At 60.4% G+C, this 12,581-nt stretch carries 12 protein-coding genes; 4 read left to right on the forward strand and 8 right to left on the reverse strand.

Translation table 11 applies throughout. The features are described from left to right. Positions 1–35 precede the first annotated feature (35 nt). The 4 genes from GR212_RS29065 to GR212_RS29080 are packed head-to-tail and all read left to right on the forward strand — an operon-like array spanning position 36 to position 4,480. Positions 36–980: a carbohydrate ABC transporter permease gene (locus GR212_RS29065; RefSeq protein WP_163992094.1), complete on the forward strand. Its 945-nt coding sequence runs from the start codon at positions 36–38 to the stop codon at positions 978–980. Position 981: 1 nt separating this feature from the next. Continuing rightward, a complete protein-coding gene (locus tag GR212_RS29070; RefSeq protein ID WP_204326808.1) occupies positions 982–1,854 on the forward strand; it encodes a carbohydrate ABC transporter permease in 873 nt (290 codons plus the stop codon). Positions 1,855–1,870: 16 nt separating this feature from the next. Next, a complete protein-coding gene (locus tag GR212_RS29075; protein ID WP_163992096.1) occupies positions 1,871–3,352 on the forward strand; it encodes a GH32 C-terminal domain-containing protein in 1,482 nt (493 codons plus the stop codon). 48 nt (positions 3,353–3,400) lie between these two features. Then, positions 3,401–4,480 (forward strand): ABC transporter ATP-binding protein, encoded by a 1,080-nt coding sequence (locus tag GR212_RS29080; RefSeq protein ID WP_163992098.1) that lies wholly within the window; start codon positions 3,401–3,403, stop codon positions 4,478–4,480. Between the two features lie 221 nt (positions 4,481–4,701). Here the strand turns inward: GR212_RS29080 and GR212_RS29085 are convergent, their stop codons facing one another. The 8 genes from GR212_RS29085 to GR212_RS29120 are packed head-to-tail and all read right to left on the reverse strand — an operon-like array spanning position 4,702 to position 12,580. Next, positions 4,702–5,595 carry a polysaccharide deacetylase family protein gene (locus tag GR212_RS29085; RefSeq protein WP_163992100.1) on the reverse strand — a complete coding sequence of 298 codons (894 nt, stop codon included), beginning with the start codon at positions 5,593–5,595 and terminating at the stop codon, positions 4,702–4,704. Next, entirely contained in the window at positions 5,588–6,838 is a 1,251-nt protein-coding gene (locus GR212_RS29090; protein ID WP_163992102.1) for a cytochrome P450, read from the reverse strand. Before GR212_RS29090 ends, GR212_RS29085 begins: the two co-directional genes overlap by 8 nt. Further along, a complete protein-coding gene (locus GR212_RS29095; RefSeq protein ID WP_163992104.1) occupies positions 6,835–7,857 on the reverse strand; it encodes an ABC transporter ATP-binding protein in 1,023 nt (340 codons plus the stop codon). Before GR212_RS29095 ends, GR212_RS29090 begins: the two co-directional genes overlap by 4 nt. Further along, positions 7,854–8,948 (reverse strand): ABC transporter ATP-binding protein, encoded by a 1,095-nt coding sequence (locus GR212_RS29100; protein ID WP_163992105.1) that lies wholly within the window; start codon positions 8,946–8,948, stop codon positions 7,854–7,856. Before GR212_RS29100 ends, GR212_RS29095 begins: the two co-directional genes overlap by 4 nt. A gap of 4 nt (positions 8,949–8,952) precedes the next feature. Next, positions 8,953–9,843 (reverse strand): ABC transporter permease, encoded by an 891-nt coding sequence (locus GR212_RS29105; protein ID WP_163992107.1) that lies wholly within the window; start codon positions 9,841–9,843, stop codon positions 8,953–8,955. Beyond that, complete coding sequence (locus GR212_RS29110; protein WP_163992109.1) at positions 9,843–10,844, reverse strand: ABC transporter permease; 1,002 nt, start codon at positions 10,842–10,844, stop codon at positions 9,843–9,845. Before GR212_RS29110 ends, GR212_RS29105 begins: the two co-directional genes overlap by 1 nt. Positions 10,845–10,847: 3 nt before the next feature. After that, complete coding sequence (locus tag GR212_RS29115) at positions 10,848–11,759, reverse strand: MBL fold metallo-hydrolase (RefSeq protein ID WP_163992111.1); 912 nt, start codon at positions 11,757–11,759, stop codon at positions 10,848–10,850. Beyond that, positions 11,756–12,580 (reverse strand): hypothetical protein, encoded by an 825-nt coding sequence (locus tag GR212_RS29120; protein WP_163992113.1) that lies wholly within the window; start codon positions 12,578–12,580, stop codon positions 11,756–11,758. The genes GR212_RS29115 and GR212_RS29120 overlap by 4 nt, the downstream gene beginning before the upstream one ends. Between the last annotated feature and the right edge of the window lies 1 nt (position 12,581).

A 12,581-nucleotide genomic window follows, 5' to 3' on the forward strand; every position in this document is an offset into this window, starting at 1 on the left:
ACCCGTCCGCCACCCTTCCAATGAAAGAGACCGACATGGGAATCAAAGCCACACAGAAGGCAGGCGAGGGCGTCGCCTATTTGGCGAGGCGTGTTGCAAGGCCGAGGAAAAAAACGCTGTCGCAAACGACTTACTTCTGGCCCGCGATCTTCCTTGCGCCTGCGCTGATCGGCTTTTGCGCTTTCACTCTCTATCCGGCTGTCGCTTCGTTCGTGCTGAGTTTCACGAACTGGAACCTGAACACCGCTCCAAAGTGGGCCGGACTGTCAAACTACGAGCGTCTGCTGAACGACGCCACAGCGATCAAGGTGTTTTGGAATACGGTCTATTTCACAGTCGTCACCGTACCGGTCTTGCTGGTTATTCCACTGCTTTTGGCGATTGCCCTAAATCAAAATCTTAGGGGCCTGCGGTTCTTCCGCGTTGCGTACTTCCTGCCCGTCATTTCCTCGATGGTCGCGATGTCGATGGTTTGGCAGTGGATGTACAACGCCGATTTCGGCTTGATCAATTGGTTCCTGTCGCTTCTGGGCATCCAGGGTCCGAAGTGGATCACCAACGAAAACTGGGCCATGCCTGCGGTCATGATCACGAGCGTCTGGAAGAACATCGGCTTCAACATGATGCTCTTCCTGGCCGGTCTCCAGGGAATTTCGACCTCATACTACGAAGCGGCGGAACTCGATGGAGCGAACTCGGTCCAGAAGCTTTGGTATATTACCTTGCCGTCGCTGCGGCCAACGACTCTCTTCGTGACCGTCATCACGATCATCAACTCGTTCCAGGTCTTCGATCAGGTCATGGTCATGACGGGCGGTGGACCGAACCGCGCGTCGTCCGTGCTCGTCCACTACATCTATCAGAACGGCTTCCAGTTCTACAAAATGGGATACGCAAGTGCGCTTGGCTGGGCTCTCACTCTTCTCGTTCTCGTTCTCACTCTCATCCAGTTCCGGCTGAACAAGTCGCAGGGAGATTGATATGGCCATCGCCGAAACTCTTCCCACCCGTCGCCGCTATTCGAGCAAGGCTAAAAGCCAACGCATCGGCCGTGTCGTTTCGTATATCGGGCTGACGATCGGTGCAGTGATCATGTTGCTCCCGTTCGTCTGGATGATTGCGACCTCCCTTAAACCTGCCGGTGAGGTCTTCCAGTACCCACCGACTCTCGTCGGGTCGTCCGTGGAATGGCAAAACTACGCGACCGTTCTGTTTGACTCGCCGTTCCTCAAGCAGCTTTGGAACACCGCTTTTATCGCCGTGCTGACGCTGATCGGAACATTGGTCACCAGTTCCATGGCCGGATTCGCGTTCTCATGGGTGTTCAAATATCCGGGCAAGGATTCACTGTTCGTGGTCGTGCTGATTACGATCATGATCCCGTATCATGTTCTTCTTGTCCCAACCTTCGCGCTTCTTCGCGACATGGGCCTGCTAGACTCGCCTTGGGCCATCATCTTGCCGACCGTGGTGTCCCCCTTCGGCATCTTTCTCATGCGTCAGTTCTATATCGGCGTGCCCAAGGAACTGGCTGAAGCGGCGACGCTCGATGGATGTTCTCCATGGGGTATCTACTGGCGGATTTTCCTGCCGCTCTCCAAGCCCGCCCTGACCACGCTCGCGATCTTCACCTTCGTCGGAACCTGGAATGACTTCCTTCGTCCGTTGATTTTCCTGAGCAGCAACGATCACCAGACGCTGACGCTCGGCATCTACACCGCGCAAGGGCTGTTCTCGACGAACTGGCCCGCGCTCATGGCGACTGTCGGACTGAGCCTGCTGCCGGTCGTCGTCATGTTCCTTTGCCTTCAAGACCTGTTCGTGAAGGGCGTTGCCCTGACAGGCCTCAAATAATTCGAGAGGAAATATCGTGTCCGAGAACCTTCAGCTGCTTGTCGATACGGCAGAAGCATCCATCACCGCCGCTGCAGCCATCGCAGAGACCGACAAGAGCCGACCGCTCTATCACTTCCGTGCACCGTCGCAATGGATGGATGACCCGAACGGCATCATTTACCATGATGGCTGGTATCACATGATGTACAGCCTCAATCCTCACAGCGCCGAGCACCGTGCGGGGATGGTCTACAAGACTGCGGTCCGCGTCTGGGACCCGAAGAGTGAAGACTGGACCGGCGGCATTACCGTCTGGGGGCATGCCCGCAGCCGCGACATGGTCAACTGGGAACACCTTCCGATCGCGGTCTATCCGTCGATCGAGAAGGGCGAGCATTTCGTGTGGTTCGGTTGCACGGTCATCAATGACGAAGGCGATCCAATGGCGTTCTACACCGCCATCGGTCCCGACCTTCGACCGGAAGACACTGCAACACAGTGGGCAGCCGTCGGCAGCAAGGACCTGATGACCTGGAAGCCGCACCCGAAGAACCCTTTGCTGACCTACGCATTGCATGGTGACGACAACATCGGCGAATGGCGCGACCCCTTCATCTTCAAGGAAAAGGGTCGGACCTTCATGGTTCTCGGTGGGCGCAAACTCGATGCCGATGGTGGCCATCCCGTTGTCGCACTCTACGAAGCGACCGATCCAGGATATTCGCAGTGGGTCTATCGGGGCATCATCTTTACCCATCCAAGTGGAAAGGTGCCGAGTTCGGAATGCCCGAACCTCTTCAAGCTCGATGGCAAATGGGTCCTGTTGGTCTCGCCTCATGCCGAAGTCGAATATCATATCGGCGAACTTGACCTCGAAAACTACACCTTCACCGTCGAAGCATCCGGCACTGCCGACTACAGCCGCAACTATTATGCCACGAATGTTCTCCACGACGACAAGGGTCGGGCCGTTTGCTGGGGCGCTCTGGTTGGCTTCAAGGACACAAAGGGGTGGAACTGCTGCGTCTCACTGCCCCGCGAGCTTAAGGTCGAAGGCAACCGCCTGATCCAAAAACCTGTTGCCGAACTCGAAAAGCTTCGAGGTGACCGGGTATCGTTTGATTTGGCTGCCAGCGGTTCCGTGGTTCGCGAGATTTCCGAGGGGCAGGCAACGGAGATCGAGGCCGACGTCAGTGGTTTGGGCGACGGCACACTATCCTTCGAGTTGGCAAGTGCCACGGGCAACCTTCAAGTTCGCGTTTCCAGGAGCAAGCTGACGATCGACACGCTCGAGGCCGCGATCGCGCTTGCCGGAGATGTCGCAAAGGTTCGTCTACTCGTCGATCGGACTGTGGCAGAGGTGTTCGTCAACGATGAAGCGTGCGCAGCTCGTGTCGTGCCCCTGATCTCGGGCCCGACGAAGATTTCCATTTCTTCGCAGGAAAAGGCGGCGACGGTGTCCGGCACGATCTGGCAGCTCAATGCCAACGACCTTTTCACCAGCTCCCGTTCCTAACGCGCTTATTTCAGGGGCTGCGTCCAGCGCAGTCGCTTTGGAGGACTTATGGCAGACGTCTCAATACACAATGTCAAAAAGAGCTACGGCAGCGTGGAGGCTATTCCTAGGCTCTCGTTCGAGATCACCGACGGAGAGTTCGTTGTTCTGGTAGGGCCGTCTGGATGTGGCAAATCTACTTTGCTGCGCATGATCGCGGGGCTTGAGGAAATCTCCGGCGGAGATATCGCGATTGATGGCGACGTCATCAATGACGTTCCGCCGAAGGAACGCGACATTGCCATGGTCTTCCAGAACTACGCACTTTACCCGCACATGACGGTAAAGGAGAACATGAGCTTCGCCCTGAAACTCATGAAGCGTTCGAAGGCCGAGATCGACGAGCGTGTTGAGAATGCCGCCCGCATCCTTGGCCTCGGACAGCTTCTAGACCGCTATCCCAGAGCGCTCTCCGGTGGGCAGCGCCAGCGCGTCGCAATGGGTCGCGCGATCGTTAGAAACCCGAAGGTGTTCCTTTTCGACGAGCCGCTCTCCAATCTGGATGCAAAATTGCGCGTCCAGATGCGGACCGAAATCCGTGCGCTCCATCAGCGCCTAAAAACGACGACCGTGTACGTCACCCACGATCAGGTCGAAGCGATGACGATGGCCGACAAGATCGTCGTGATGAACGGGGGGCGGGTCGAACAGATCGGGGCTCCACTGGACCTCTACGATCAGCCGGAGAACCTTTTTGTGGCGGGTTTTATCGGGTCACCCGCGATGAATCTGCTTGAGGGCACCGTGGTCCTTGGGACCAACGCAATCGTACGGACCGATGACGGTCTGGAATTGCCGCTGCCCTCGGGCGCTGACGTTTCTGCGGGCCAGCGACTTTTCTATGGCATTCGACCAGAGCACTTCGATCTTGCGCCGAGTGGTGGCATTGCGGGCAAGGTCGAGGTGATCGAGCCGACCGGGTCGGAGACTCAGCTTCTGGTGAAAGCCGGTGCTGCTCAGATCGTGGCAACGTTCCGTGACCGTGTGCCGTTGACGGCGGGCTCTGACGTGCATCTGGAGCCGGTTTTGGGCAAAGTGCACCTGTTCGACGTCACCTCCGGCGAGCGTGTTCGTAAGCTCGGCTACTGATTTTTATCACGCCAGGCCGTTCGATTCCGCCCTGCCTTCTAGAAAGTTGACGTGGTAGTGATGTAGTGATGCAGTCGAGTAGAACGCCGTTCATACGCTTGGAGCGCTTTGCTGGTGGTTATTCCCGCACGCCGCAATAGGCGTCAGATTGATCTGCGGTTTCATAAACAGTGGCAAATCCTCGCGGGCCGTACTGCGGATTTAAATTGTGGGAAGAGCCATCACTGTTTTACATAATCAGCGACCTCCGCATGCGTGGCAAACCATACACCACCTCGCGATTTGATGTGTCTGATGAGTTCGTCCAGCAACCAGATCCGCGAACGATAGCCGAGGATATGAGGATGACACGTTAACTGGAATATCCCGCCCTGATCGAAGGCAGCGTCGAATTCTTGAATGAATATTTCGAGTACCGCTCGCGGAGTTATGTAGGGTCGTAGCGAACCCATGCGATGCATGGTGAGATAGGCTCCGTCGTCGCGGATCCATTCTACCGGTACTTCGACGATGCCGGAGGGCGCGCCTTCGATCAGCAGTTCATAGCACTCGTCGTCTGCCATCAGCGAGCTGTCATAGAGTAGCCCGAGTTCCTGCTGGATCTTCAGCGTATTTGGGCTGAAATCCCAAGACGGCGTGCGCATGCCGACAGACCGCTTCCCGGTGATCTTTTCCAGCATGTCGGCGGCACGGAACATCAGATCGCGTTCCGCCTCATAGGGCAGAACGGAATTCAGTTCGTGGATCCAACCATGGATGCCGATCTCGTGACCTTCGGCTATGACGCGCACCTGCTCTTCCGGATGCAGCATGGCCGAGACAGCTGGAACGAAGAAAGTGGCCGGCACGGCGTGGTGCGCCAGCGTTTCGAGAATGCGCGGAACACCGACCCGCGTGCCGAATTCGCCCCAGGCGAGCCGGCCGATCGATTTACCGCCGTCGCGCAGCTCGTTGGTCTCGTGATCGGAATCGAAGGAGAGCGCGACGGCGCAGCGCGCGCCGTTCGGCCATGATTTCGGCTTCAGCGGCCGGCCGGCACGCACTTGGCCGACGATCTTGCGCCAATGATCTTCGGACCACTGCCAGGGCTGGAGATGGGCGGCGTCGTCAGACATGCTGATCACCTTTCGGGGTCTTGAAGATCGCACAGAAGGAGAGATACTTGTGCTGCGATGTGCCGCAGACGAGACGTGGCGGGTCGTTGGGGTCGAGTTCCATGCCGCGGCGATAGAGTTCCTTCAGCACATGCACGAGCAGACCGATTGCGCCATCGGTGCCCGGCCGGCCGGTCGTCATCTCCCGGCCCATACACAGATGCGGGCCGGCGCCGAAGCTGAGGCCATAGAGGCGTGGCGCGGTGATTGTCCGATAGGGATTGAAGCTGTCCGGCTCCTCTCCGAATGCCTCCGGATCGCGATTGGCGCCGGAGATGTCGGCGCGGATGAGGTCACCGGCCTTCATCTTACGGCCGGACGGAAGCTCCATGTCGCTCGTCGCTTCCCTGACCAGAAAGGGTACGGTCGGATAGAGGCGCAACGCTTCCTGGGCGGCGATCCGCAGGAATTCCTCGTCGCTGAGCTTGCTCCTGTCCTCGGGGTGATCCTCGATCCACCGCGCCAGCGCTTCGGCGGCCTTCGGCGTTGCCGCCGCCGTAGTGTTGACCGAAGCGGTTAGGAACAGGCCGACCTCGTAGACCATCAGATCGTCCAGGGCGGCATCCTGATCCTTGGCCTTCAGCATCAGCGTGATGAGATCATCTGGCACGTCCTTTTCGCCAAGTGTACCCTCTACCACCTTTGCCAGCAGATCGATGCGGCGCTGCCGGGAGGGGAAATAGAAATTGTCGCAGAATTCTTTCCAGGTCTGGCGGGCCTGGACGATGGCGGCCTCGTTTGGCTCCATGGCCCAGACCTGGTCGCGACCATTGGCGATGTTGGTGGAATGCAGGACAAGTTCGTCCACGGCCTCTTCCGTTGGCAGGTCGAGGCCAATGAGCGAGGCTGAGACCTTGACGATGGCCGAGCGGATGATGCGCGGCAGGTTTTCCACGCGCGCAGGCTGGCCGTCCGGGCTCTGCCCTGTAGCGGCGTCGAGACGTGTGCGCAATTCCTTGACGAGAATGTCGTGCTCGTAGAAGGCGAGCCTTGCCGGCCGGAACAGGGTCGCGACCAGCCGCCGACGGGCCATATGCCGCTCTCCGTCGATGGAGGTGATGATTTCAGGCAAATGCGGCACGCGTCCGCCTTCGAGCGCGTCGCCCTGGATCAACTCCTTGGCACGCAATACGGCCTCGGCCTCGGCATAGCTATTGGTCTTGGGAATATCGAAGAGGATGACGCGTTTGGTCGTTTGGGTCATTGGCAATCTTCCGCGAAGTGACAGGCAACGCTGCGCTCGGCAGCGAGAGGGCGGGTTTGGGGTTCGATCTGGGTGCAGATATCAGGGTTGCCCTTTGCCTTTCGCAACCAGCATCGATTGTGGAAGCGGCAGCCGCTGGGCGGCGACACCGCCGAGGGCACATCGCCCGTCAGCACGATCCGTTGACGGCGCCGTTCGGTCACCGGATCCGGATTGCGCACGGCCGAGACGAGTGCCTTGGTATAGGGATGGCCCGGCGCGTCGATCACCTCGCGGGTCGGCCCGCTTTCCACGATGCGCCCGAGATACATCACGGCGATCCGGTCGCTGATATGCCGGACGATCGAAATGTTGTGACTGATGAACAGGTAGCTCAACGACATTTCGTCCTGTAGACGCTGGATGAGGTTGATGATCTGCGCCTGGATCGACACGTCGAGCGCGCTGGTCGGTTCGTCGGCGACGATGAGATCCGGCGAAACGGCGAGCGCACGGGCAATGCCGACGCGCTGGCGCTGGCCACCGGAGAGCTCGTGCGGATAGCGATCGCGGATGTCGAGGCGAAGACCGACGCGCTGCAACAGGTCGCCCACTCGCGCGCCGCGGTCCGATGCCGTGCCGATAGCGTGAACTGCCAGCGATTCCATCAGCGTCGCGCCGATGCTAATGCGCGGGCTGAGACTCGAATAGGGGTCCTGAAAGACCATCTGCATCCGCCGGCGCATGCGGCGCAGAGGCTCCCCCTTCATCCTCGCCAGTTCCGTGCCGTCGAATTCCACCGAGCCGGCAGTGGGGCTGACGAGGTCGAGAACGGCCTTGCCGGTCGTGCTCTTGCCGCAGCCCGATTCACCGACGAGCGCCAGGATAGAGCCCTTCGCCAGCTGGAAGCTGACATCGTCGACGGCCCGCAACACGCCGACCTGGCGCGAGAACACGATGCCCTTGACCAGCGGATAGTGGACCTTCAGCCCCTTGACGTCGAGAAGAGGTGCAGCGGAATTTGCCGTCACTGTGGTCATGCTACCTCCCGGCGCTCGAAGAGGACGATGTCAGGCGACGATAGGCCGTCGGGGGGTGGCGCGGCCGTAAAGGAAGGGTCGAGCGGCATGCCGGCTGCAGCTTCCGCTGGGGTCGGGCGATTGTGGCAGGCGGCAACATGCATGGTCCCCGCCGCAGACGTCCAGGCGCCTGATGTCGGCACCTCGCGCCAACAGATCGGCCGCCGCCAGCGACATCGCGGCGCGAAGGGACAGCCCTGCAGTGGCAGCAGCTGGTTCGGCGGCACGCCGTCGATCGGCACGAGCGCGTTTTCCTGTTCCCCGTCGATCCGCGGAGAGGCGCGCAACAGACCGATCGTATAGGGATGGGACGGCGCGGCGAACAAATCGTCCGTCGTGACCATCTCGACGATCATGCCGGAATACATGACGACGACCCGCTGCGCCGTGCCGGCGACGACGCCGAGATCGTGGGTGATCAGCAGCATCGAGGTCTTCATGTCGCTGACGAGGCCCATCATCAGGTCGAGGATCTGCGCCTCGACGGTCACATCAAGACCAGTCGTCGGCTCGTCGGCAATCAGCAGGCGCGGCTTCAGCGCCAGCGCCATGGCGATCATCACACGCTGACGCATCCCGCCGCTGATCTGGTGCGGATAGGCGCGCAGCATCGCCTCGCCGCCGGCGATGCCGACCATGTCGAGGAGCTCCGCCGCTTTCCGGCGGACGACCGCACGGTCCGCCCTCTCGTCGGTCCGCGTGACCGCTTCGGACAATTGCTCGCCGATCGTCAGCACCGGATTGAGGCTGGTCATCGGGTCTTGGAAGATGATCGAGATGTCGCCGCCGCGCAGTTCCTGCATCGCCGCATCCGAGAGCGTGGCGATATCCGTGCCGTCGAAGCGGATCGAGCCTTTCTCGATCCGGGCGGCAGGCTTGGGCAGAAGGTTGGTGAGCGCTAGCGCGGTCACGGACTTGCCGCAGCCTGATTCCCCGACTATGGCAACCACTTCGCCCTGGTCCAGATCGAAGCTGATCGCGTTGACGGCATACACCTTGCCGCGTTCGCTTTTGATGGTGACCGTCAGGTCCTTGACGCTGAGCAATGGCATGGCGTCACCTTTTCGCTTTCGGATCGAGAGCATCCCGCAAGCCGTCGCCGAAGAGATTAACGCCGAGCACGACCGCGACGATGCAGATGCCCGCGCCGAGCACGAGATGCGGGAACTGAAGCGATGCGGCGCCCTCGATCATCATGCCGCCCCATTCGGGAATGCGCGGATCCTGCGGGCCGAGACCGAGAAAGCCGAGGCCCGCGACGGTGATGATCGTCGTGCCGAGCGCCAGCGTCGCCTGGACAATCATCGGCGTCAGTGCATTCGGCAGCATATGGATAAAGAGGATGCGCCATTTCGGAATGCCGGCAGCGCGTAGCGCCGTCACAAAATCCGCCGCCTGCAGCGAAAGGAGGCTTGCCCGCAACAACCGCGTGAAGGTCGGCGCCAGAGAGAGGCCGACAGCGATGGTCAATTGAAAATCGCCCTTCCCCAGCCAGGAGACTACGCCGATGGCGAGAAGGATGCTCGGAAAGGCCATCAGCACATCGGTGATGCGCATGACGAAGGAATCGACGATCCGGCCGCCGGCCCCGGCAATGGCGCCCAGCGCGCCGCCGATCAGAAGAGCCCAGGCGACGGCGAGCCCAGCGGAAGACAGGCTGTAGCGGGAGCCATAGACGACACGACTGAAGACATCGCGGCCAAGCTTATCGGTTCCCAGGAGATGTGCGGCACTCGGCGATTGCAGGGCAGCCCGCATGGACATCTTTGCCGGATCGTAGGGCGCGATCCATGGTGCCGCGATCGCCCCTGCGACGAAGACGAGGATGATCGCCAGACCGAGCATGGCGGCACGGTGGCGCAGCAGCCGGCGCCGCGCCGTCTTCCAGAACGACTCCCCTTTACGGGACGATGCGATGACAGAAGGTCTGATCTCGACCGCCGCCATCAGTAGCGAATCCTCGGATCGAGGACGGCATAACTGATGTCGACCGCCAGGTTGACGAGGATGTAGATGACGGCAAAGACGAGGATGGACGACTGGATCAGGAAATAATCGCGATCGTTGATAGCATTGACGACGAGAGAACCGACACCGTTCCATCCGAATACGGTTTCGGTGATGACGGTGCCGGAGAGCAGCGCCCCCACCTGCAGGCCGATCACGGTGCTGACCGGAAGCCATGCATTGCGCATGATATGGCGCTGATCGACGCGCCGGAGGCTGATGCCCTTGGAGCGGGCTGTGCGGACATAATCTTCCCGTGACGTCTCCATCACGCTGATCCGCGTCATGCGCGCCACCATGGCCATGGGCATCATGCTGAGCGTGATGGCCGGCAGGACGAGATGGGCGAGGACGTCGAGAAAGGCGTCCATGCGCCCTTGGCCGAGCGTGTCGATCAGCAGGAAGTTCGAATAGATGGTGATGCCGAGGCGCGGATCGATCCGCCCCGATGTCGGCAGCCATTGCAGCCAGGCGCCGAAGACATATTGCAGGATCGGCCCGAGCACGAAGATCGGCACGGATACGCCGAGCAACGAGAGCGCCGTCATGCCGGTATCGACACTCGATCCTGGCTTACGCGCGGCGCGCCGTCCGAGAAACACGCCGGCCGTGACGCCGATCGCAAGCGCGCATACCGACAGCTCGACCGTCGCCGGAAAACGGCTGAAAAACTCAGTGCGCACCGGCGCGCTGGTGATCAGGCTCGAGCCCAGATCGCCTCTCGCGAGCCTGCCGAGATAGTCGAAATATTGGACCCAGAGGGGGCGATCCAGCCCCTGGCTGACGCGCAGGCTGGCAACCAGTTCCGGCGTCGCGCGATCCCCGAGGATCGCCGCCGCCGGATCGCCCGGCAGAAGCCGGACGAAGACGAAGGCGATGAAGGTCACCCCGAGGAGGACGGGTATGGATACAAGAATACGCCTGGTGACGTATCGGATCATATCTCAGCCCTGCTGAGCGCCGTGGCCGGCCGCTGCCTTGGTGTCAGCCTCGGTCAGCGGACGGTCCTTGGACGTTCCGCTGGTGCCGCTGATGGATTCCATTTCGGCCTCAATGATCGGCACGATATCATGCGGGTTCATGATCACATGTCCATGCGCGGGGCAGATGATGCGCGGCGGGAATTCCTTAAACAGGGCTTCGACGCGATCGAAGAGCGGTTGCGGATCGATATAGCGCAGCCAGTAGAGCGCCGCGCGAAAGATGAAGGCGGCATTGTCCTTGACCTGCCCGACGCCGCCGGGGAGTTCTTCCGTGGTCATCGAACATTCCTGCTCGGTGTGGAACTCGGTCCAGTCGAGACCCGGGATGCTGGCATGGACATGCGCGAACTGGAAGGCATCGGCGGAGAACAACACCTTGTTCTTCTTTTCGTAGCCCCAGGTGGTGCTCGGCAGGTCCTTGATCGGCGCTTCGAGGATGACGAATTCGTAGCCGCCGCCGAGATCGAGCACGCTGCGCAGCGGTATCGGCGCAAACCTGTCCGTCAGGCCCGGAAAATACATGTCGTAGTCGCGGATGTCGCCCACGAGCGTGCATTCGGGATATTTCTGCATGATGCGCGCCAAATTGGCTGAATGCAGGAATTCGGGATGCGTCGAGAAGAGGTAGTCGAGCTTGCGGTTGCCGAGAATCTGGTCAAGCTGCTCCGAGACGATCTGCCAGCCGGCAGGCTCGCCGGTATCGACGAGGACGGTCTTCTCCGTTCCCTTGATGACATAGTTCGACAGGTGCAGATGGATCGGCTTGCCGTTGACGAAGGGAAAGCGCACGTCGTTCTGATAGACGTGGCAGATGCCCAGAAGGTGAATGCCCGGCGCGATCTCGCGCGGGCGGCCGGAAGCCTCGATGCTCATGCCGCAGTCCCCCAGGGATTGTCGAGTAGGGTGATGACGTGGTCGAAGTGGCGCTGGACCACCTCGTTGCCGCGCAGGACCAATCCATGCGACGGCGCGATATTCTCTATTTCGCGTTCGGCAAACAGCTTTCGCAGGTCGCGGGCGGGGACGCCGTCGGGAACGGAATGCGGCAGCCAGTGGAATTTGGATTCCATATGTTCGCGGACACCCGTCCGTGTGATCGCATCGGCCTGACCGGCGTCGATGATGACGGCATCATCCTCGTTGGTCGTGACGGTATGACCGAAGAGATCCGAGGAGAAGAAGGTCTTCGAGACCTTGTCATAGACCCAGAAGGTCACGAGAAGCCGCAGCGCCGGTGTGATCGTCTCGAGCTGATCGGATGTTTCCAGCGTCGATGCGCCGCCGACCGGATTGCGTCCGAGCTGGATGCGGTTGTCCCAGGTGCCCTCGAGCTCGATGACAGCATCGAACGCGTCGAAGGGGTTCACCGATCCGCCGGCCAGCAGACGCTCGACCTGCACATGCTTCTGGATTTCCGCCAGCGAACCGATGCAGTCATATTCGGAACGCGTCAGGAAGACCGTCAGTGGCATGCCCTTCGGAAGCACCTGGAGCAACTGCTCTGTGATGATGTGCTTGTGCGCGGCAATGCCGGTATCGATCAGAGTGGCGCGATCGCCTTCAACCACGAGATAACAGTTCTGGGGCTGGTATCCGCGCACATGGGCAGGCACCCACGATACGTTGTTGTTCAGCTTCACCGATCCCCCCAGCCGGTAGATCCGGCCGGGAACGATTTCAATCGGAGCAATCATG

Origin of the sequence: Martinezella lusitana (assembly GCF_010668395.1) — a bacterium.
In the GTDB taxonomy this organism is placed as follows: domain Bacteria; phylum Pseudomonadota; class Alphaproteobacteria; order Rhizobiales; family Rhizobiaceae; genus Rhizobium; species Rhizobium lusitanum_A.

Coding starts and splice junctions, on each gene's coding strand:
- GR212_RS29065 (WP_163992094.1), top strand. CDS start 36: ATGGGAATCAAAGCCACACAGAAGGCAGGCGAGGGCGTCGCCTATTTG.
- GR212_RS29070 (WP_204326808.1), top strand. CDS start 982: ATGGCCATCGCCGAAACTCTTCCCACCCGTCGCCGCTATTCGAGCAAG.
- GR212_RS29080 (WP_163992098.1), top strand. CDS start 3,401: ATGGCAGACGTCTCAATACACAATGTCAAAAAGAGCTACGGCAGCGTG.
- GR212_RS29085 (WP_163992100.1), bottom strand. CDS start 5,595: ATGTCTGACGACGCCGCCCATCTCCAGCCCTGGCAGTGGTCCGAAGAT.
- GR212_RS29090 (WP_163992102.1), bottom strand. CDS start 6,838: ATGACCCAAACGACCAAACGCGTCATCCTCTTCGATATTCCCAAGACC.
- GR212_RS29095 (WP_163992104.1), bottom strand. CDS start 7,857: ATGACCACAGTGACGGCAAATTCCGCTGCACCTCTTCTCGACGTCAAG.
- GR212_RS29100 (WP_163992105.1), bottom strand. CDS start 8,948: ATGCCATTGCTCAGCGTCAAGGACCTGACGGTCACCATCAAAAGCGAA.
- GR212_RS29105 (WP_163992107.1), bottom strand. CDS start 9,843: ATGGCGGCGGTCGAGATCAGACCTTCTGTCATCGCATCGTCCCGTAAA.
- GR212_RS29110 (WP_163992109.1), bottom strand. CDS start 10,844: ATGATCCGATACGTCACCAGGCGTATTCTTGTATCCATACCCGTCCTC.
- GR212_RS29115 (WP_163992111.1), bottom strand. CDS start 11,759: ATGAGCATCGAGGCTTCCGGCCGCCCGCGCGAGATCGCGCCGGGCATT.
- GR212_RS29120 (WP_163992113.1), bottom strand. CDS start 12,580: ATGATTGCTCCGATTGAAATCGTTCCCGGCCGGATCTACCGGCTGGGG.